Annotated in this window: 19 protein-coding genes; 8 read left to right on the forward strand and 11 right to left on the reverse strand. The window is 67.2% G+C overall.

Annotation, left to right across the window (positions count from 1 at the left end; translation table 11 throughout):
- Nucleotides 1–71: 71 nt before the first annotated feature.
- Nucleotides 72–815: a hypothetical protein gene (locus ACGGAQ_RS04390; protein WP_393044510.1), complete on the reverse strand. Its 744-nt coding sequence runs from the start codon at nucleotides 813–815 to the stop codon at nucleotides 72–74.
- 171 nt (nucleotides 816–986) lie between these two features.
- On the reverse strand, nucleotides 987–1,331 hold the full coding sequence (locus ACGGAQ_RS04395; protein WP_393044512.1) for a type II toxin-antitoxin system HicB family antitoxin: 345 nt from the start codon (nucleotides 1,329–1,331) through the stop codon (nucleotides 987–989).
- Between the two features lie 672 nt (nucleotides 1,332–2,003).
- Here ACGGAQ_RS04395 and ACGGAQ_RS04400 point away from each other — a divergent pair.
- Genes ACGGAQ_RS04400 through ACGGAQ_RS04410 form a run of 3 tightly spaced genes read left to right on the forward strand, consistent with a single transcriptional unit; the run spans nucleotide 2,004 to nucleotide 7,001 of the window.
- The gene (locus ACGGAQ_RS04400; RefSeq protein WP_393044513.1) at nucleotides 2,004–2,642 is read left to right on the forward strand and encodes a hypothetical protein; all 639 of its coding nucleotides are present in this window, start codon (nucleotides 2,004–2,006) and stop codon (nucleotides 2,640–2,642) included.
- Nucleotides 2,639–4,852: a hypothetical protein gene (locus ACGGAQ_RS04405; RefSeq protein WP_393044515.1), complete on the forward strand. Its 2,214-nt coding sequence runs from the start codon at nucleotides 2,639–2,641 to the stop codon at nucleotides 4,850–4,852. The genes ACGGAQ_RS04400 and ACGGAQ_RS04405 overlap by 4 nt, the downstream gene beginning before the upstream one ends.
- Nucleotides 4,779–7,001 carry a hypothetical protein gene (locus tag ACGGAQ_RS04410; protein ID WP_393044517.1) on the forward strand — a complete coding sequence of 741 codons (2,223 nt, stop codon included), beginning with the start codon at nucleotides 4,779–4,781 and terminating at the stop codon, nucleotides 6,999–7,001. The genes ACGGAQ_RS04405 and ACGGAQ_RS04410 overlap by 74 nt, the downstream gene beginning before the upstream one ends.
- 410 nt (nucleotides 7,002–7,411) lie before the next feature.
- On the opposite strand, the gene ACGGAQ_RS04415 is transcribed toward ACGGAQ_RS04410, so the two are convergent.
- The 3 genes from ACGGAQ_RS04415 to ACGGAQ_RS04425 all read right to left on the reverse strand — a co-directional run bounded on the left by ACGGAQ_RS04415 (nucleotide 7,412) and on the right by ACGGAQ_RS04425 (nucleotide 9,646).
- Nucleotides 7,412–8,008, reverse strand: a complete 597-nt coding sequence (locus ACGGAQ_RS04415) for a hypothetical protein (protein WP_393044519.1) — start codon at nucleotides 8,006–8,008, stop codon at nucleotides 7,412–7,414.
- Nucleotides 7,993–9,111 carry a helix-turn-helix domain-containing protein gene (locus tag ACGGAQ_RS04420; protein WP_393044521.1) on the reverse strand — a complete coding sequence of 373 codons (1,119 nt, stop codon included), beginning with the start codon at nucleotides 9,109–9,111 and terminating at the stop codon, nucleotides 7,993–7,995. The genes ACGGAQ_RS04415 and ACGGAQ_RS04420 overlap by 16 nt, the downstream gene beginning before the upstream one ends.
- A 328-nt stretch (nucleotides 9,112–9,439) precedes the next feature.
- Nucleotides 9,440–9,646 (reverse strand): winged helix-turn-helix domain-containing protein, encoded by a 207-nt coding sequence (locus ACGGAQ_RS04425; RefSeq protein WP_393044523.1) that lies wholly within the window; start codon nucleotides 9,644–9,646, stop codon nucleotides 9,440–9,442.
- A gap of 404 nt (nucleotides 9,647–10,050) precedes the next feature.
- Between ACGGAQ_RS04425 and ACGGAQ_RS04430 the strand changes: the two genes are divergently transcribed.
- Nucleotides 10,051–10,320: a hypothetical protein gene (locus ACGGAQ_RS04430; protein ID WP_393044525.1), complete on the forward strand. Its 270-nt coding sequence runs from the start codon at nucleotides 10,051–10,053 to the stop codon at nucleotides 10,318–10,320.
- A gap of 72 nt (nucleotides 10,321–10,392) precedes the next feature.
- Here ACGGAQ_RS04430 and ACGGAQ_RS04435 read toward each other — a convergent pair whose 3' ends face one another.
- Entirely contained in the window at nucleotides 10,393–11,307 is a 915-nt protein-coding gene (locus ACGGAQ_RS04435; protein ID WP_393044526.1) for an RNA polymerase sigma-70 factor, read from the reverse strand.
- Between the two features lie 169 nt (nucleotides 11,308–11,476).
- Between ACGGAQ_RS04435 and ACGGAQ_RS04440 the strand changes: the two genes are divergently transcribed.
- Nucleotides 11,477–11,959 carry a carboxymuconolactone decarboxylase family protein gene (locus ACGGAQ_RS04440; RefSeq protein WP_393044528.1) on the forward strand — a complete coding sequence of 161 codons (483 nt, stop codon included), beginning with the start codon at nucleotides 11,477–11,479 and terminating at the stop codon, nucleotides 11,957–11,959.
- A gap of 123 nt (nucleotides 11,960–12,082) precedes the next feature.
- Here ACGGAQ_RS04440 and ACGGAQ_RS04445 read toward each other — a convergent pair whose 3' ends face one another.
- Nucleotides 12,083–13,045 carry a zinc metalloprotease gene (locus ACGGAQ_RS04445; RefSeq protein ID WP_393044530.1) on the reverse strand — a complete coding sequence of 321 codons (963 nt, stop codon included), beginning with the start codon at nucleotides 13,043–13,045 and terminating at the stop codon, nucleotides 12,083–12,085.
- Between the two features lie 159 nt (nucleotides 13,046–13,204).
- Complete coding sequence (locus ACGGAQ_RS04450) at nucleotides 13,205–13,957, reverse strand: TIGR03089 family protein (RefSeq protein WP_393044532.1); 753 nt, start codon at nucleotides 13,955–13,957, stop codon at nucleotides 13,205–13,207.
- A 140-nt stretch (nucleotides 13,958–14,097) separates the two neighbouring features.
- Here ACGGAQ_RS04450 and ACGGAQ_RS04455 point away from each other — a divergent pair, with 140 nt between their 5' ends.
- Complete coding sequence (locus tag ACGGAQ_RS04455; RefSeq protein ID WP_393044534.1) at nucleotides 14,098–15,129, forward strand: hypothetical protein; 1,032 nt, start codon at nucleotides 14,098–14,100, stop codon at nucleotides 15,127–15,129.
- A 51-nt stretch (nucleotides 15,130–15,180) separates the two neighbouring features.
- On the opposite strand, the gene ACGGAQ_RS04460 is transcribed toward ACGGAQ_RS04455, so the two are convergent.
- From ACGGAQ_RS04460 to ACGGAQ_RS04470, 3 genes are read right to left on the reverse strand one after another with little or no spacing between them, the layout of a single operon-like run.
- Nucleotides 15,181–16,065: a hypothetical protein gene (locus tag ACGGAQ_RS04460; protein ID WP_393044536.1), complete on the reverse strand. Its 885-nt coding sequence runs from the start codon at nucleotides 16,063–16,065 to the stop codon at nucleotides 15,181–15,183.
- A gap of 6 nt (nucleotides 16,066–16,071) precedes the next feature.
- Nucleotides 16,072–16,590, reverse strand: a complete 519-nt coding sequence (locus tag ACGGAQ_RS04465) for a SigE family RNA polymerase sigma factor (RefSeq protein WP_393044538.1) — start codon at nucleotides 16,588–16,590, stop codon at nucleotides 16,072–16,074.
- Between the two features lie 54 nt (nucleotides 16,591–16,644).
- Complete coding sequence (locus tag ACGGAQ_RS04470; protein ID WP_393044540.1) at nucleotides 16,645–17,013, reverse strand: MerR family transcriptional regulator; 369 nt, start codon at nucleotides 17,011–17,013, stop codon at nucleotides 16,645–16,647.
- Nucleotides 17,014–17,119: 106 nt separating this feature from the next.
- Here ACGGAQ_RS04470 and ACGGAQ_RS04475 point away from each other — a divergent pair, with 106 nt between their 5' ends.
- Nucleotides 17,120–17,983: an NAD(P)-dependent oxidoreductase gene (locus ACGGAQ_RS04475; protein WP_393045659.1), complete on the forward strand. Its 864-nt coding sequence runs from the start codon at nucleotides 17,120–17,122 to the stop codon at nucleotides 17,981–17,983.
- Between the two features lie 77 nt (nucleotides 17,984–18,060).
- A complete protein-coding gene (locus tag ACGGAQ_RS04480; protein ID WP_393044542.1) occupies nucleotides 18,061–18,801 on the forward strand; it encodes a hypothetical protein in 741 nt (246 codons plus the stop codon).
- The last annotated feature ends 2 nt before the right edge of the window (nucleotides 18,802–18,803 follow it).

The following is an 18,803-nucleotide window of genomic DNA, read 5'->3' on the forward strand; positions in this document are numbered from 1 at the left end:
CGAAAACCGCCGACGCCGAGCACCGGAATGCTGACCACGGCGGGCACGGGGGCCAGAGCGGGTGGCCGGTCTCAGGACGGTCGGGCGTGGGCGACCCGCCGGCGAGTTACCTGGCGTCGCAGCAGCGCGACGGCGGCCGCGACGAGCAGCAGGGGTCCGACGCTTCGGGCGACCTTCCAGGCGGTGGCGGGGCCGTGGTCGGCCGCACTCGCCGCACTCGCCGCACTCGCCGCGCTCGTCGCGCTCGTCGCGGGCACGTCGCCGAGCACCCAGTCGTGGACGTACCGGCCGGGGCCGTACACCTGGCGCTGGCCCTGGGGGCCGGTCGCCACCGTCTGGTACGCGGGGTCGAGATCGCTCAGCATCCGCACCTCGATGGCGGCCTTGCCGACCAGTCCCGGGCAGGTGTAGTCGACGTCCACACCGGAATTGGCAGGGTCGCGCGGCGGATCGACGGTGCCAGTGCACGCGTGTCCGTCACTGATGACGGACATTTGCTTGAGCAGGTAATTCGCGAACGGTGCGGACGAGGCGAGGACTGTCGCGTCCGAAGCCTGGAAGGAGATCGCGCCGTCGAGCAGAACGCGGTCCTGCGGCAGCAGGCCGAGTCGGACGCCGAGGAGGGTCAGTTCGTCGACGCCGCCCGGCTTCCACGTCAGGTGCACCACCTCGGGGCGGGTCGCGTCCGCAGCGACGGTCACGGTCTGCGGATAGCCGTACGGGTGGGCTGCGGCGGGGACCGCCGAGGCGAGCAGGGTGAAGGCGAACGCCACCGAGATCACGACGCGGCGGGACCACCGTGCAGTTGAGGGCATGCCAGCGCTCCGGTCTACAGGTGCTGTGGCACGCCGGTGGGCGCAGCCGTCCAGTGACCCTGCCGGGCGTCGGCGAACTCGCCAGGCGAGCTTGATGAGAAACGGGCGCAGCGGGGATGAACAGTTAGTTGATCAACTGCGCTCTCCAGGGCGCACGGGCTGCCCGACCGCTCAGGCGGCGTTGAGCTTCCGTAGGACGTACTGGTTGAGGCTCACGCCATCCTCGGCGGCGTGGATGGCAAGCTCGCGGTGCAGGCTTTCGCCGACGCGCAGGTCGAACTTGCCCGAGTAGCTGCGCTCGGCGAACGGCTGCAGCACCGCCTCGCCCTGCTCGTCCATGTCCGCGATCACTTCACGCAGTAGGTCCTGGAGCCCCTGCAGAGCCTCGATCTGGGAGGGCACCAGCCAGGACAGGGACGGGAACTCCGCGCAGGTGGCGACGAACTCGCGGTCCGGGACCGACCACGTAACGCGGTAGGTGTAGTGGGACACCTCAGGATGGGGATCGGTCTGCATCACATGGCCTCCTTGTCGATCGACTTGAGCACCTGCCGTACCTGGTAGCCCTTGCCCTTGCCCTTGTCGTTCTGGATGTTGACGCGTGGGTCGCCCGTCCAGGCAACTTGAACACCGCATGGGAGGTGCCGGCCTGCCGCGGCTTCCCGAAGTAGTGCTCGCACACCCCGTAGAGATCATTCTCGCGCTCCCTACAGATTTGATGTCGTAAACGACTCAGCCGCCAGCGCTTGCTCGACTCGGCGACGCCGTGCCGCAGGCGGTAACGTCGCCACCTGGGCGAGGTAATGATCGCCTAATGCGGGGGCACTTTGGCGTAGTAAATCCGCGATCCTAGAGGACCGCCGTCGTGCCGAGCTGGCGAGTGCGGAAGTGCAGGCGATCGTCGGGCGGCGGTCGGGGGAGGGGCGGCGCGCGTGCCCACGCGAGGCGACATGTGGGTGCGACGCTGAACGGTGCCAGCACGCGCGACATCGCCACGCAGCGTTCTACCCGCACCATGATCTAGTCAGACTCCCATCTGTCCACAATAATCATCACCATGTGCGTGCGCCCCGTTACGAGACACACCGCCCGGCGCGGTTGGCGGAAGGGGGCCATGTGACACCGACGAGCCGTAGCCGGGTCGCTGGCGGAGCTACGTCACAAACGGCTGCTCGTCTGTTGCTGGCGATGGACAAACTCGGCGAGGACGTGCCAACAAGCTGCCCGGTCCACGGCGCGGTCAAGGTAGTCCAATCGTTGAGCTTGCTGATCAAGATCGACTTTTGGATCAGAAACCCTGATTACTTAGCGGATGAGCTACTCACCGAGATCGAGCAGCAGCGCCAGCCGCCTTCCCTTCTCTCACGTATCGGAAGCATGATCGGCGGAAAAGCGCCAACGCTCCACCGCTACCCAATGGCCAAGTATCTCTACGGCGCCTACGAGCGGCCCGACAATGCCCTTGCGCTCCTGGCTTCTCACAAGTTGATCCGTCACCTGCGTACGAGCGACACATCGAAGGCTCGACGCGACTATTACTTGCTAGAGAAGGGCAGCGAGGCCGCCACGGCGATGCGTGCCGAGGTGCCGGTGGTGTCTTGGTACGACCAGCAGGCCGAGGCGGTCGGACTGATTCCCGAGGCCAGCATGGGTGGCGCAGCACGCAGACGTCAGTACGAGCAGCCCGAGTATGAGCAGACCCCCTGGGGTGCCGTCATCCCTGAGATCACCGAGCGCGTTAGGGACCGGGCATTGAAGGTAGCCAGGCATTTCAGCTTCCCGCTCGATCTGCAGGTGAATCCTATCGATGCTGAGGACAAGCCATGACCGACGTGATCGAGACCCCCACAGCCGTCGAGCCATTCGAGGGAGCCGACGAGTGGGTAGCGGCCATCGCCAAACGTGCTCGCTGCTTGCCTGAAGCGGTGCGTGCCGAACTGGCACGGCAGCAGATCCGCCCCCCCGCCGGCTGGGGTTCCCAGCGCCACCTCCACTTAGACGGCATGCTCTTCGCCGGGGTCAAGACCCCGAAAGACGCACCCCGCACGCCGTACATCTTTGATATCCAGTTCACCCAAGGCGTCACGGCGTTTGGGACCCACAACGAGAACGACGCTGGAAAATCATCCGTGATCCGGACCCTGCGCTGGGCACTCAGGGGCCGCTCCCAACTACAGCCTGACGTGCGCAAGTGGATGCGCGCTATCGTCCTTGAACTACGCATCGAAGAAGAGCGGCTGGCCGTGGCGTTCGCCGTCACCGACGGCGAGCCGGCAGGCGCGGTCCTTCGACTGCGGCAGCCGATCGACTTCGTCGAACTACGTGCCCGGCTTGAGCAACCAACGGAAGCGCTACGGATTCCTGTCGGCCCCGATACCGGCGCGCAGGTAAACAAGGTGCACGCAGCCATGACCGCCTACCTGCATGAAAACCATGCCGTCGAGGTAGCCGAGTTTCGTTCCAGCGAGGACTTCGAACGCGTCATGGACGATGTGATGCTCGACCGCCTCGGCTTCCCGCGCATCCCCAGCTGGCAAAACCGCCCCAAGGACCAGCAAGCACACGACGGGGACGGTTCAATGGGAGAGCTGGGCTGGCAGACGTGGAGCGGAGCGCTTAGCATCACCGAACCCAGCGTGCCGGTCGTGCTTGGGGAAGAGCAACGTGCCGTCGTCCGGTTGCTCCAGATGTACCTGGGCAGCCCGTGGGCCGTCACCGTCGCTGCGATCGCCGCGCGTAAGGGGCAGTTGGGCAGCCAGTTGGGAACCCTTCAACGCCGTCTGCAGGACCAGCAAGGCGCCCACACTGGCGACTTGGCGCAGTTGCGCAGCCGTCTGCGGGAGATTGACGCAGAACTGTCGAGTCATCCGGACCCGGGCGATCTATCGGATCTGGACCGGCGGATACGTGCCGCGTCCGACGCAGGACGCACGGCGGCCGCAGCAGAGGCCGCCTATAGGGAGACATCCCTTCGGTACGGCGAGGTCAGTCGCCTGCTCGACGACGCGGAGTCCGAGGTGGCCGCCTTGCAGGAAGCGAAACTCACCCGCAGGTTCTGGCACGCGCTTAAACCGAGCTGCTGCCCCCGATGTGACGCGGACGTGACCGAGGACCGGTGGGCGAGGGAACGAGCTGGTCAATGCTCGCTTTGCGACAGCCCACTCGAGCTTCAGCAGGCGGCACCGCAATCACCCGAGGCCGCCCATGAACTCGACAATGCAGCTATCGAGAAGTATCTCGCCGAGGGTGCCGCGCTCGACATAGACACCCTCGACGACTTGGCCGCTGCTCAGCTGCAGGTCCGGCAACTCGAGCAGCACCTCGGCGTCGTCGACAGGGACAGGGATGTAGCCCGGCAAGCCCGGGACGCAGCCCAACGGGCATGGCAGGCGGCCCAAGCTGACGTCACTGGACTACCCCAGCGTTCAGTAGGGCAGTGGCAAAGCCTGACGGTGGAACGCGCCGTGACACTGGCCCGCATCGAAGAACGGGAGAACGTCCGACCCACCGCCAACCTGGAGAAGCAGATCGAAGAACTCCAGCGGCAGCTAAAGATCGTCAAGGCTGCCGAGCAGGAAGCCCAAAAACGTCACAAGGAGGATCAGGAAGACCTGCTGAGGATGGTCAGCGAGCAGGTCACCAGGCTTGGCAGGACACTTGGGGTCCGGAATCTGGAGTCCGCCACCCTGCTCGGGAACGGGCACATGCCGGTTGTCAAGGGCGGAGAGAAAGAGAACTTCGGCCAGCTGGAACCCGGTGAGAAGTTGCGCCTGAAGATTTCACTGATTGTCGCCCTCATGCGCGTAGGTGAGGAGGCCGGGGTTTCACGGCACCCCGGCCTCATCGTCATCGACTCCCTCGGAAGGGAAGAGCTCAATCCCAAGAACATGATCGATATGCTTGGAGAGCTGGTAAAACTCACGCAGGAGGTGCCATACCTGCAAGTTGTGCTGACCAGCGCCTATGGCGATCGACTCGTCGAAGGGCTCGGCGAAGAACGAGTACTGCTCGCGGAAGCAGGGCAACCCCTATGGTGAGGCCGCCTGCCATCTCGAAGATTCGGGTCAAGGCCTACGAATAGCAGGCACGCCGTCGGAAGGAGGCAACGTGGGACGAGCTATCGAGCAGCTACGCCAAGCCCTTGCAAGCGCCGAAGAGCCCACCCTTGCCTCCATCGGTGGCCCAGCCGCCGTCCTGGCAGCTTCCGATGACTTGCCCTCGACCTCCGAGCTGCCCTTCGTCATCTCTCTGCTGATGGACGAATGGGCCAGCATCGCCGACCGGAGCGCCCTCGTCGACCTCGTCGTGACAGCAGTCGGCATCGCACGCCCCTTCGAGCTCGACGACCTGCTGGATCTGGTCCTCAGCGACGAGACAGTAGTTCCCGACCTCGCGGGCCAGCTGGAGAAACCCCTCAAGCTCCGCGCAGCTGGTGAGGATGCGGCGGCGGGCATTGCGCTGGAGGCGTGGCTCAGGCTCAATCTCGGCCGATGGACCCGCTCGCCGCTGGTGCTGCTGGGTGCACTCGACGAGCACGCCGCATCCGCCGCCAACGCTGAATCCGGCACCATCGACGAAACCTTCCTACAGCGTCTGGTCCGCTGTCTAGGCGCAGCCGGTGAACACTGGCACGAACACGGCTCAGAGATGGCCGCGGCATTGCGAGGACTCCTTCACCACACAGCCGTGGATGACAACATCGCCTTCGAGCTCGCCATGCTGGAACTACGCAAGGGTCTCGAAGGCGCGGATCCAGTAGGATCTGTGGCAGCGCTACGAGAAGCACGCTCACATTTGGCGCTGTGTGCCCAGTATGAGGATCGAATCGATGCGGAAATTTTTGGCGCTGCAATCGATGCCCTGCTCGCCTTCGTGACTGGTGCCCTGCCGACGCCTGGTGATCTGGACCGGCTAAAGGCCCTCGTTTTCGACTTTCGTCTCAACTCCTTGTCTGAGTACCCGCACTGGCGGCAGCCTCGGGCCGACACCGCAGTGCATTGGCTCGGACTCGTCGATGCCCTGACGCGTCTTCAGGATCTTGACCGTGGTTGGCTCAACGCTGCCGAACTCATCGCCGACATGGCGACGGTCTACCGCGCACACCGCACGCTGACGCTGGTACAGCCCGCCGCCGTTGTCAGTAGAGACCAAACGCCCGAGGTAACAACCGATTGCGCTGCGCTGCCGGCGCTGCTGCAGCCTCGCCTAGTCACCGCCGTGCGCCGGCAAGGACACGGCCTAGACATGCTTGACCACTGGCTTGCCACCGTTGAGCAGACAGCCGAACCTGAGGACGTAGCCGCGATTCGCGACATACGCGACCGTGTCAGATTTGGGGGTGCGGATCAACACCCAAAAGTAACTAGCGTCGACTTGTCGGCGCTCAGGGAAGTACTTGGCATTCCTGAGGATGACTTGCCAGCTGTCCAGGCGGCGCTAGGTGCCTATCCCGAGATGGCGCACAAGCTCAATGCCCTTGCTGCAGCTAAAGCCGAGGCGACCAAAGTAGACGTCAACATCTACTTCCAGCGTACTTTCGCGCGGGTAAGAGACGAGCTGCTCGCCATGAGCGGATTCACGGGGGAACGTGCGAGAAGGGTAGAACAGGTTGCCCTTGCGCTGCTCCGTTACGTCAGGTGGCGCGGATCGGTAACGGCTGGCAGCAAACTCGCGGCTTCCTTTCAGCGACGCTTCTCCAGCGCCGACGACGCGCCGAAGGAAGCGGAGTTTGCCGACGACCTTCATGGGTTGTTGGCGATGACCCTAGAGGTTGTGCCGATCAAGGAAGTTTCGCACATCGCCAATGGTCGCATCGATCTGATCGCCGACTTCGGCGCGATCTCGCTCGTCATCGAGTGCAAACGCGAACTGCACGACGCCTCTATGGAGCATCTGGCATCGCTCTACGCTTTCCAAGCGGCAGAGTACGACTGGGCTGACCCGGGCGTTGCCTTCCTTGTGGTACTCGACCTGACCAAAAAGACGCGCAGGGTGCAGCTCGGCGAGTCCGTACGTGTCGTCTCGATTCCCCCCGCTGGAGGCGGCCAGCCGGAGACCGTGATGGTGTCCAGAGTGCAAGCGAACCTACCTCCACCGTCCTACCTCTCGACCCCTTCGGCCGCGAGGGCTCGCGTGGCGGCAGGATCGGCTTTGGAGAACGCGCCGGAGATCGGTACAACCTCGTAATAGCCATCAGCTGCACCCCCAACGATAAGGGAGACGATCAGCCCAGGTTGCCGAATTCGCTACTTAGGATCAAGGCGGCCTGCAAACGGGCGCGCCGACCCCGGCCCGGCTGCTGGCGACCTCCGGCCGGCATCAGCGGCCGGCCGGCCACGTTGGCGGACGACAAGGCTTTGGAGACCTCGGGACTCCGCCCCGGCCCTCGGCCCTCAGAGATCAGCCGGGGCGGATTACCTCGCCGGGCCCCAGAAGGGCTACCAGCCTCTCGGACGAGCCGAGGTCGTTCGGGCTGGTGAGGCGCTCCGCCCTGTCCTCGTTGGGGAGGCTGGACGGTCTGCCGACTGCCCGAGGAGGAGATCCTTGAAATTCACGCTTACGCTGACTCGCAGTGAGCTGATGGCGCAGCCAATCTTTCAGGAATTTGGGTGGCCGTCGAATAGCCCGTTCTCATTGGCCCAGCTCTCGAACCCGCCGACTGGAAATGGCAACCGATACTGGCTCACCAGCAAGTCATCGGCCAGCACACTCACCAGCTTCACCGTGAGCAGGTCTTGCCTTATTGCATCGGACAAAAGCGATAGGGTCGGCTTGAGGAAGATGCCATTCTCTCGCGCCGCCCTTCTCCCTGCTCCGTCATCGACAACGGCGATGCCTCCGACCACTGAAGCAAGGGCTAGAACTCCAGCCTCTCCCTTGTTGCGTTCGCCCTTGACCAGTAGTGCGGCAAACTTCGCGAACGCCACGATTTCCTCGGAGGTCTGAAGCTCTCGATGTTCGATCCAGTCCGCTTCAAGAGCAGCCCTGACGCGACTGTCTCTTGCACTCATCTGCTGCAACTCGTCCACGACCACATCGGGCACGAGAGCTAGCCGGGGACCAACCACAGCCTTCAGGACGCCAAGCCAGTTCTGCCGAGCGAAGTGCGCTAACGGACTTGTATCGAAGACGAGCACCTCACGGTGCGACTCTTCGGCCAATGCATCGACCTCATCACTCAGACGAGGTTCCATATGGCGCTCTCCGGTAGGCTCGGTAGAACCGGTAGATCCTCTTCGTTCCATGTATCGAAAAGGAGATCGGTGGCGCGAGCGGGCGAAATCATTTCATGGCGATAGATCCTTAGCACTGACTCTTCGTATGATCTCGGAAGACATGGGGGCGCAAGCTCGTCGGGAACCACCAGGTTAAGCTCGACGATGTCCGCACGAGTGGTCCGGATCGAGCGCACCTGCCGCCCACCGGACTGTGCAATTAGCCCGAGTTCAATTAGGCGACGGGCCAGAGTTGACATGTCGACTCTGAAAATGCTGCCAATCTTGACGCATCTTGCTCGTAGGTCGTCACCTCGCGCCTGCGAGTCGTCCCACATCTGCCTTAGGCCGACTGCCGGAAGCAGCAGGGCGCGGGCAAATCGGTCGAGCCGCGACTCCCAAGCGTTGTCATCTTCCCAGTCGGAGACTCGCCAATCGACCGAGTACTCATCTGCAAAAAGGAAGTGTCCTAGTTCGTGTGCCGCAGCAAGCCTCCGCCTGCCGACGTGTAGGTGGCCGTTTACAACCGCTACGCCGCCCCGCTCAAGGAGAACCGAGGCGGCATCAGCGGCATCGCGCCCTAAGTCGAAGGCGAAGACTAGCAAACCAAGGTTTGAGAAATGACCAGCAATATCTACAAGCGGCGCGATTGAATTTAGCCCCAGGAGGCCGCGGGCGATTGTCGAAGAAGCTTCGGCCTCTTCGGCGTTTCGAGGCCTAGACAGCGTCTGCACAGAAGGTGTGTTCCATCGTTCGTCACGCTGTGAGGTGAACTCGACGTTCCACGTAACTCTCTCGACTGTCCGGTCTATGGTGGGACTCTCCGCCCCCGGCTCTTCAAGATTACGATGGGACACAATGGCCGGTGGCGTTTCCATCACGAACCACTCAATTCGCTCTCCCAAAGTGTTCGCGATCCGAGCTAGTTCAAGCGCCGAAACCCGGCGCCCCCCGTTTTCGATCTTGGCGAGGACCGACCGGTCTAGCGAGATGGCCGAGGCAAGATCAGCCTGGGTGAGGCCGGCACGGCTTCTTGCCTCGGCGATGCGCCTGCCCATGGACGCGCTGTCGCTCACTGTCACGTGTGCGATTCTAGAACATTCCTTTAGGTGATGGCCATCACTTGGCCCACAGCCTTGGGTCGATCAGGCAGGAATGGGACACCAGGATGAGCGGGGTTAACGGCCGTAACGCCAGTGCGGCGGTGGCGGGAGGGCCTTCGGCCGTCCGTGGGTGCCGTTGCTGACAGCAGCGGCTACAGCAACGCGACTGGACCACCCATGATGCCTCCGGGTCTTTGGCTTGCGTCTGAATGGTGTAGGCGAGGTCACCATCGAGGGCGATGCCGGCTCGATGAGGTCAAAGGTTGGACGGTCTGCGCCGGGGCCTGCCCTCCCCAGCCGTCCGGGGTCAACGCCGACTGTCCGCAACGAAGACGCCGCGACCAGGGCGCCCAACCAGCACACCCTGCTCCCGCAGCGTCGCGATCGCGCGCTGGATCGTCGAGTGCGAGACGTCGTAGGAGTCGGCAAGCGCACGGCCTGAGGGCAACTGACTGCCCGGTGGATAAGTACCGTCCTTGATCTTGCCTCGCAGGTCGTCTAGCAGCTCGTCCATGGTGGGTGGAATAGGCACGGTGCGGCCCCTTGCAGTCGGTTGGCCCACCCAGTATTGATCCACCCCCTCGACGTAGGCAATGCATCTACTGAAAGAGGTGATGGTGGTGACATAGCTGACGGTGATGATGGTTCAGTAAAAGAGGACAGCGCGGTACTTGACGTAGGTGAGGCTGCATCGGTAGCGTCACCCTCGGTGATGCGATGCTGCTGCGGTCGGTTGGCGCCTCTCGTACCGGTCTCGCATCGCCGCTGAGACCCCACCCACCGCGCTCCCCCGGCGCGGCCCTGCTGCCGTACCGCTGATCGAGGCTGCGGTCGCAGGGTGGGGCGGTCTCCGCCGCCCGCAACCGGCGGAGGCCGCCCCCTCCACTTCGAGGCGACCCGACGAAGGGCGGTCTACCGATGAGCAGCCGCTGGGTGATCCACCTGCCGGTCACCGCACCCGACCTGCTCCGGGCGCGGATCTTCGCCCGGACCGCCGCCCGGGTGCTGGCCCGGCTCAGCGCCCGCGTCGAGCCCGGCGGGGTCACCGTCTCGGCCGAGGACCAACAGGGCGTACGACACTGGGTCTTCTGCGACCGGCCGCTGCCGCACGGACACGGCCGATGTGCGCTGGCGGTGGACCACACCTCGGCGTGCGCGCCACGCCCGCCGTGGCCCCGACGGCGCTGAATCGTCTACGTCATCAACTCCTGGTCACGCAGGTGGAGACAGCCACGCCGCTGGGCGACCGGGTGACGAGCGTCAACGGCTCAGGAGGTTCTCCCGCTGCATGTGTGACAGCTTCTCCGGGTTGCGGACGGCGTAGAGCCCGGTGATGAGCCCGTCGTCGATGCGGATGGCCACGACGGTGTCCAACTCGCCGTCGAGGTGGACGATGAGCGCCGGATAGCCGTTGACCTGCGCCGACCGCCACGTCGTGACGCCCGGGACCTTGCCCCACCCGCCGGCCAGCGCGCGGGCCACCTTGTCGGCACCGAGGATGGGCCGTGGGACGGCCTGCTTGATCCCGCCACCGTCACCGAGAAAGACCACATCCGGCGCGAGGATGTCGAGCAGGCCCTGCAGATCGCCCATGTCGACAGCCCGCTGGAACGCGTCGAGCGCGCTGCGGGCTTCGGCTGCGGAGACGACCTGGCGGGGTCGGCGCGCGGCGACGTGCGCGCGGGCGCGGTGGGTGATCTGGCGGACGGCAGCCGGGCTCTTCTCGACGGCTTCGGCGATCTCGTCGTACCCCAGGTCGAACACCTCGCGCAGCACGAACACGGCGCGTTCGGTCGGCGCGAGGGTTTCCAACACCAGCAGCATCGCCATCGAGACGCTGTCGGCCAGCGCGATGTCCTCAGCCACGTCGGGGGCGGTGAGCAGCGGCTCGGGCAGCCAGGAGCCGACGTAGGACTCCTTGCGGCGGCCGAGCGTCCGCAGCCGGATGAGTGACTGCCGGGTGGTGATGCGGACCAGGTAGGCGCGCTGGTCGTGGACCGTGCCCAGGTCGACGCCCGCCCATCGAAGCCAGGTTTCCTGGAGTACGTCCTCCGCGTCGGCGGCCGAGCCGAGCATTTCGTACGCGACGGTGAAGAGCAGGTTGCGGTGGGCGAGGAACGCCTCGGTGGCCCGGTCCGGGCTGTCGTCGGCGGCGGTCTGCGGCGTGCCCACCATGGGTGACTCCTGTTCGCTCTCGACTGCGTCGCCCATCAGATGCCGGACCCGGCCGTTCTGTGACACCTGCGGCCTGTGGCGGTGGTCACCCCGGCCGCGCCGTCACAGATCGGAGATGGCCGGCATCTCATGGTCGTCCGATCGAACGACGCGAGTGAAGGACGGAACCATGGACGCCCGATTCAACATGTTCGACAACGAGACAGCGATGAAGTTCTTCAAGCGGTTCGCGAGCGCCGGCCAGGTGATCCAGCGGTCGTCGCTGCCGCAGTCCACGCAGGAGCTGGTGTCGCTGCGGGCCAGCCAGATCAACGGCTGCGGCTGGTGCATCGACGTGCACACCAAGGAGGCCGCGGCGGCCGGTGAGAGCGCGGTCCGGCTGAACCTGGTGGCCGCCTGGCGTGAGGCCACCGTCTTCACCGAGGCCGAGCAGGCTGCGCTGGCGTTCGCCGAGGAGGGCACCCGGCTCGCCGACGCCCACCAGGGCGTGTCCGACGAGACCTGGGCTCAGGTGCGCAAGCACTACGACGACGACCAGATCGCCGCGCTTGTCGCCCTCGTCGCCCTGATCAACGCGGCCAACCGGCTCGCCGTGATCGTGCACCAGCGGGGCGGTTCGTACGAGCCGGGCATGCTCGCCGCCTTCGACTGAACGGGAGGCGTGCCCGGTCTGGGATCACCCGACCCCGGACCGGGCACGCCGACCATCAGCGGAGGCGTTCCGGGGGCCGACGCTGCGCTGGTCGCGGCCCGCCAGCCCTCGACAATGCCTGCGTCAGCCGGCGCCGCCGGCGCGGAACGCCACCCAGGCGTCGCTCATCCGGTCCGCCTGGCCCGCCGTGAACATGTCCATGCAGGAGTCCTGCGTGTAGTCCATGAAGTTGTGGATCGGGTCCAGCCCCGGTGCGGTGCAGGTGTCCGCGCCCACCGGGCAGTTGAACTGCGGCGCCGCCTCGCGCGGGGTGTCCGCGACGAAGTCGCCGGACGCGGAGCAGCCGTGCGCGAAGGTGTGCTCCAGCATCAGCCAGTGCCCGACCTCGTGCGTCAGGGTGTCACCGAGGGCGTACTTGCCGGCCGTGCCGCCCGGCATCGACTCGTCGAGCATCACCACGCCGTCGATGTAGTCGCGGCCGTTGTTGTAGCCCTTCGGGAAGTACGCCCAGCCGAGCAGGCCGCCGCCGATGTTGGCCGCGTACACGTTGAGGGTCTCCGAGTCGCCGGTGTAGAGCGCCTTCTTCATGTCTCGCTCGTTCTTGCCCGGCTCGACCGTGTACCAGGCGCTGTTCACCGTCCACGTGGTGTCGACGAGCGAGAACCGGAACGGTGTGTCGGAGGCGTTCGCCGCCGTACGGCCCGCGTACGAGTCGTTGAGCACCGTCATCTGTGCCGCGATCAGGGTGTTCCACCTGGTCGTCTCGGCGGCGGTGAGCGGGTGGTCGGAGACCATGTGGAAGACAGTCGGGATGGTGACGCTGCCGTTGGGCAGGCGCGGCGCGTCCTTGATCACGCCGTAGGCGTTGGCCTCGTTCTTCGAGTACAGCTCCGGCTCCTTCGCCGTGGCGCCCTGGGCGAGCCGAGCGGCGCCGTGCGCGTCGGCGCCCGGGTCACACGCCGCGACACCCGGGGAGGCGGTCGCGGTGGCGGCCGTGGCCAGCGCCCCGGAGGCCCCGCCGGACGCCAGGAACGTGGCGGCGGTGGCGGTGAGAACCGCCAGTCGGAAGGTCGATCTCCTGTGCATCGGTGCACCTTTCAGTGAGGGAGCGGTGCGCTGTCGATGACGTCGTTGTTCGGGTATGAGAACATGCCGACGGCGTCGACAAAAGACCCTCTGAGCAGGGCAGATGTCGATGTAATGGAACTGGGTCGGCCAGCGCTGTTAGGCCCGCGCGGCAGCGGTCTACAGGACCCGGGTCACCCGCTCGGCGGCGACGATCGCATCCCGTCGCGCCGGGTCGAGGTTGGCGCTGATGACCACGGACGCGCCCGCCGACAGCGGCGCGAGCAACCACTTCAACGGCTGCTCGTGTTCGGCGGCGTCGACAAGCAGCCGGTCACCGGCGCGCAGGTCCAGCATCCCGGCGACCTCCCGGGCGAGCGCTCCCCACTGACCGTAGGTGGTGCCGTCCGCACTGGCCGGGTCCGACGGGTGGATGGCGGTGTGGTCGGGCGTGACGTCCGAGTGGCGGAGCACCTCAGCGGACCAGTCCAACCAGCCCAGCGGCACGTCGGCCAACCGCCCCAGCCCGGTGCCGACGAGGTAGCGGTGCGGGGCGTCCGGCACGTCCTCCAACCAGTCGTCCTGACGTTCGGGGGTCACGAAGACCGCGTCGAACGGCCGGTCACCGCCGAGCTCCAGCACCGGCAGGCCCGCCGTGGCGCGCGGTCGGAACGACACCGCCAGGCCGCAGGCCCAGGCGCCCAACAACACCGCGGCGGTACGCCAGTGCGGCGGCAGCAGCACCGCTACGCGGCTGCCGGGGCCGAGTCCGCAGCCATCCCGCAGCAGGCTGGCGCTGCGCGCGGCCCAGGCGCCGATCTGCTGCGCGGTCAGGTCGACGCGTTCGCCGGTCGCCTCGTCGCGGTAGCTGAGCAGCGGAATCTCGGTGGCGGTGGACGGGTCCGACAGGTCGGCCGTGGCGTGTGGCTGCATCTGCGTGCTCCCGGGTGACGACGTCGCCACCACCCTACGCAACGACTTTGGTCGTACCCCTCGTCGGCCGATGGCCGTAGCGGCTGGCCGGGTGGCCCACGGACGCTACGGACGACCCGCAGCGCCATCGAGGAGTGCCCATGCCGACCGAGCCCGACCTCGCCGACCGTCCCCCGTTGCGCCGCCGGCTCGTGCCGGTGGTCGCGTTGCTGCTGCTCGCGCCCTGGGCGGCGGAGTGCTCGTGGGGTGGCTTCGGCCTCGACGGCTTTCTCCCGGTGGTGATCTTCCTGGGCCCGATGTACGGCGGGGCGGCGATCCTGATCCGGGAGACCGCCCGACACCTCGGCGCGGGATGGCCGACGATCGTGCTGCTCTCCGCCGCCTTCGGTGTGCTCCAGGCCGGCCTGGTGGACCAGTCCCTGTTCAACCCCGATTACCTGAATGACACGCAGTACGCCGACACCCGGGCCGCCGCCGAGGCGTCGCTGGTGCCGGGGCTCGGGTTCAGCCTCCGGCAGGCGTTCGACTACGTGGGCAACCACATCCTGCTGACCATCTGCGCGCCGATCGTGTTCGTCGAGTCGTTCCTCGGTGCGAAACGGCGGCTTCGGCCGTGGCTCGGACGACAGGGGTTGGCGGTGGTCGCCGTGCTCTACCTGCTCGGCAGCCTGCTGATCTTCGGCTCTCCAGAGGGCCGGAAGAACTTCCTGGCCAGCCCGCTGCAACTGGCCTTCGCCACCGCGGTGGTCCTCACCCTGGTCGCGGCGGCCCTGCTGCCCCGCTGGCGCCGCACCGACAAGCGCCGGGTCCGCCGGGTGCCGCATCCGCTCTGGTTCGTTCTGCTGATCGTCGTCCTCCGTTTCTTCACCGACGTGACCCCCGGCTGGGCCGGGGTGGCCATCGCGCTGGCGCTCGCCGCCACCGTCGGGGCCGTAATCGCGTACCTGTCGGGCAGCGCGCGCTGGGGGCAGCGGCACGTGCTCGCCGCGGGCTCGGCGAGCGTGGTCAGCGCCGCCGCGTTCGCGTACCTGGTGCCGCCGTACTCCCCGGCGAGCCCGGCGGCGGCCCTGGCCGGCGACGTCGCGGTCACCGTCATCACGGTGGCCCTGGTCGTTGGCGCCTGGTGGCGTCTGCGCCGCGCTTCGCCCGCTGTGCACATCCCCGCGGGCTGAACCGCCTGAGCCCGGCGTCCATCAGCGTGGACGCCGGGCTCAGGCACGGGCCTACTCCTTGATCATGACTACGTCCGTCGGGCGCTTGACCGTCACCTCGACGCCGTAGTCGAACAGGTCGAGCTTCGAGCTGACCGTCCCCCGGTCGAGCCGGCCCTTCGCCGTCGACTGCCAGGTGCTGGTGAGCGCCACCGTCGCGATCCGCCCGTCGCGATCGAGCGTGACGTCACCTGCCGTGCTGGTCGACCCGTCCCTGCTCGTCGTCGTGTACGTGAAGTGCAGGGTGCCGTCCGGGTTCTCGGTGACTGTCGCGTTCGCGCTCTTCAGTGCCGCGAACAGGGCGGCCGGGTCGGGTTGGGCGGCACCCAGGACGGCGTTACCGTCGCCCTGGAGGGAGAGCCTGTCGTACGTGCCGGGGTACTGCCCGTAGCGGCCGTAGGTCTCCCCCGGGCCCTTGTCGGGGGGCAGCTCGCCCAGCGGCCGCTCCCCACCCTCGTACCGGGTGCCGTTGATGAGCAGCTCGGTCAGGACGGAGTCGTCCTGCGGCACCCGCACGTACCCGGTGGCGGTGCGCGGGTCGAACGCGCCCTCGTACGTCAGCCCACCCGGGCCCGAGTTGGTGAGCCGCATCCGGTAACTGATGTTCTCGCTGGCGGTGGCCGCCGAGACGAGGCGCATCGCCGGCGAGGCCGGCTCCGGCCGCGCCGCCTCGGCGGTGATGCCGGGACGCTCCGGCGGGGAGTTCGTCGTCACGGTCACTGCGGTGCCGACGCCCAGCGCCAGCAGGGCGCACGTCGTACCGACGAGCGCGGTCGTCCGGCGTCGGCGGCCGCGCCGGCCCTGCTCGATCAGCGCCCCCACGTCCGGGGCGGAATACGGTTCGCCGTCGACGATGTCGTGCAACCCGTGTGCGAGCCGGTCATCGATGTTGTTCATGACTGTTCACCTGCTTACCGAGTCGAAGGAGTTTTCCAGGAGGTGCCGCAGCTTGCCCAGCGCCCGGGCGTTCTGGCTCTTGACGGTGCCCAGCGAGCAACCCAGCACCTGGGCGACCTCGCGCTCGCTCAGGTCCTCGTAGTGGCGCAGCACCACCACCGCGCGTTGCTTCGCGGGCAGCGACAGCAACGCCCGGCGCAGGACGACGGCGTCGGGGCCCACGCCGCCGGCCGGGGCGGCCTGGTCAGGAACGTCCGCGACGAGGCTCTCGCGCCGACGCCGCCGCCAGATCGACGTGTGGTTGTTGACCAGCGCCCGGCGCAGATAGGCGTGCGGGTCGTCGAGCCGGGACAGCCGCCGCCACCGTTCGTAGACCCGGACCAGGCTGTCCTGGAGCAACTCCTCGGCCCGCCACCGGTCTCCGCAGAGCAGCATGGCCAGCCGGATATGTCGCTGCCAGGCCACCTCGACGAACGCGACGTAGGACCGGTCCGCCGCGGACAGGGGTTTCTGTTGGTCGGTCACGCCCCTACCACGCGGCGGCCCCGCGGAAGGTTGTCACGGCCCGTGGACGGGTGCTCAGATCTGGTCGCGGGCCCTGGAGCCGGCCTGGATGAGCCGGTCCAGGACGGCGCGAGCACCGGCGAGCCGGTCGATGGACATGGTGATCCGGTCGCGCTCCACCGCGAGAGCGTCGAGAAGTTCCGGGCAGGTGGGGGCCAGCACGGTGACGTCGTCGGGGATGCAGGGAAGGATCTCGGCGATCGCCGCGGTGTTCAAGCCGGCGGACAGCAACAGTTGGATGTGCCGGACCGTGCCCACCGCCTGCGGCTCGTAGTGGCGGTAGCCGCTCGCGAGACGGGCCGGTCTCAACAGACCCTGCTCCTCGTAGTAGCGCAGGGCTCGCGGGGTGGTGCCGGCCCGCCGCGCCAGTTCACTGATCCGCACACCACGAGCAGATCAAGGCTTGACCTTCACGTCAACGGCAAGGTTTAGCGTCGTCGCTGTGACTCACCGCAATCATGAGGACAACTAATCCGGTCCTGTCGCCGTCCTGGGGCTCGGCCCGATGGGCCGGGCGCTGGCCGCCGCGTCGCTCGCCGCCGGCCACCCCACCGTGCTCTGGAACCGCTCACCCGGCAAGGCGACCGCGCTGGTGGCCCAAGGGGCGGTGCTCGCTCCGACGGTGGCCGATGCGGCACGCCGGGCATCGGTCGTCATCGCCTGCGTCATCAACTACCGGGCGGTCCGCGCCGTCATGTCGGGGCTCGAACGCCCGCCGAGAGGAACATTCGTCAACCTCAGCAGCGGGCACGCCGGCGAGGCACGGGACATGGCGGGCTGGGCAGCGCAGCGGGGCGTCAACTACCTCGACGGTGCCATCCTGACGCCCGCGCCGACCATCGGGACACCTGCCGCGACGATTCTCTACAGCGGTCCGCGGGCCCTCTTCGACGACAGCCTTCCCTGGCTGGAGAGCTTCGGTGGCACCAGCGCCTACCTCGGCGCGGATGCCGGCACGGCAGCGGCGTACGAGATGGCGTTGCTCGACCTGTTCACCATGTCCGTCGGCGGGCTCGCGCACGCCTTCGCCCTGGCCACCACCGAGGGCATCCCCCCGACCGCGTTCGCCCGCTTCGCCAGAGGAATCGGTGGCCTGTTACCCGACATGGCCGACCGGTTCGCCGATCACCTCACGTCCGGAACCTTCGCCGCCGACATATCCACCATCGCGTCGGCGGGCTCCGCCGTCGCCCACGTCCGCGACGCCGCGGCCGCGCGCGGTGTCGACCCGGCGCCGCTACAGGCCGTGCACTCGATCATCGAACGGGCCATTGCGGCGGGCCACGGAGGCGACAGCTACGCCAGACTGGTCCAGTCGCTCGTACCAGCCGGTCCGGCGCAGGCGGCACGCTGATCACGATCGGCGACGGACCGGGTGCCGCGACCCGGCGACTACACTCGCCCCCACACCACTTTGGAGGGGGCGGCGCAGTGGGTGAACTGCTGTCGGCGGTGGTCCAGATCGTCAACTCGTACGTCAGCAGACTGCTGGACCGGCGGGCGGTTTCCCAGGATGCGAAGGTCGGCGCCCACCTGCTGGACGTGGTCCTCACGTTGCAGGAGTTGTGCCTCAACGGCGACCGCCTCCTGACCCTGGCCGACACCATGATCTCCGGTGCGGAGCCGCGGGCGGACGACCAGGCGGAGTTCGCTGCGCTGCTGCACCGGCAGTCCGTGCTGATCAACCAGCTCCGGCGCGGCATGGACGACTCCCGCGCGCTGCTCGCCACCGTCGACGTGGACTTCGCGTTCGCGATGGCGCCCTTCCTCGACGGCAAGTCGGGGCTGCTGACCCGCTGGCAACAGCAGGCAGCCCTGAGCCGGTACTCCACCACGACGCTGTTCTTCCTGCCCGCAGAGGCGGTCACCCGGGTGGTGGCTGCCAGTCCGGCCGCCTCGACCACCACGGCGCTCGACCGGAACCGGACGGACTTCGTGCTGGTGATGGCCGACGAGGTACGCAGCGCTCGCCGGCGGGAGGTGGCGGACATCCGAGCCGTCGCAGACGACGAGCGCGCGACGCTGCTGCGGGACGTGGGCCGGGCCCGCGCAGACCTGGCCGCCGCCCGGGCGCTGTGCGCGCGGCTGCTCGCGGCTACCCAGGAGGCCATCGGTCCAGCGGCCACCGCCCGGATACGACGGACGCTGACGCCCCGACAGCAGCACCGTTGAGC

It is taken from the genome of Micromonospora sp. NPDC047557 (genome assembly GCF_043205095.1).
Lineage (GTDB): Bacteria > Actinomycetota > Actinomycetes > Mycobacteriales > Micromonosporaceae > Micromonospora.

Excerpts from the sequence above, each read along its gene's own strand:
- ACGGAQ_RS04390 (WP_393044510.1), bottom strand. The coding sequence starts at position 815 with ATGCCCTCAACTGCACGGTGGTCCCGCCGCGTCGTGATCTCGGTGGCG.
- ACGGAQ_RS04395 (WP_393044512.1), bottom strand. The coding sequence starts at position 1,331 with ATGCAGACCGATCCCCATCCTGAGGTGTCCCACTACACCTACCGCGTT.
- ACGGAQ_RS04400 (WP_393044513.1), top strand. The coding sequence starts at position 2,004 with ATGGACAAACTCGGCGAGGACGTGCCAACAAGCTGCCCGGTCCACGGC.
- ACGGAQ_RS04405 (WP_393044515.1), top strand. The coding sequence starts at position 2,639 with ATGACCGACGTGATCGAGACCCCCACAGCCGTCGAGCCATTCGAGGGA.
- ACGGAQ_RS04410 (WP_393044517.1), top strand. The coding sequence starts at position 4,779 with ATGGCGATCGACTCGTCGAAGGGCTCGGCGAAGAACGAGTACTGCTCG.
- ACGGAQ_RS04415 (WP_393044519.1), bottom strand. The coding sequence starts at position 8,008 with ATGGAACCTCGTCTGAGTGATGAGGTCGATGCATTGGCCGAAGAGTCG.
- ACGGAQ_RS04425 (WP_393044523.1), bottom strand. The coding sequence starts at position 9,646 with ATGGACGAGCTGCTAGACGACCTGCGAGGCAAGATCAAGGACGGTACT.
- ACGGAQ_RS04430 (WP_393044525.1), top strand. The coding sequence starts at position 10,051 with ATGAGCAGCCGCTGGGTGATCCACCTGCCGGTCACCGCACCCGACCTG.
- ACGGAQ_RS04435 (WP_393044526.1), bottom strand. The coding sequence starts at position 11,307 with ATGGTGGGCACGCCGCAGACCGCCGCCGACGACAGCCCGGACCGGGCC.
- ACGGAQ_RS04440 (WP_393044528.1), top strand. The coding sequence starts at position 11,477 with ATGGACGCCCGATTCAACATGTTCGACAACGAGACAGCGATGAAGTTC.
- ACGGAQ_RS04445 (WP_393044530.1), bottom strand. The coding sequence starts at position 13,045 with ATGCACAGGAGATCGACCTTCCGACTGGCGGTTCTCACCGCCACCGCC.
- ACGGAQ_RS04450 (WP_393044532.1), bottom strand. The coding sequence starts at position 13,957 with ATGCAGCCACACGCCACGGCCGACCTGTCGGACCCGTCCACCGCCACC.
- ACGGAQ_RS04455 (WP_393044534.1), top strand. The coding sequence starts at position 14,098 with ATGCCGACCGAGCCCGACCTCGCCGACCGTCCCCCGTTGCGCCGCCGG.
- ACGGAQ_RS04460 (WP_393044536.1), bottom strand. The coding sequence starts at position 16,065 with ATGAACAACATCGATGACCGGCTCGCACACGGGTTGCACGACATCGTC.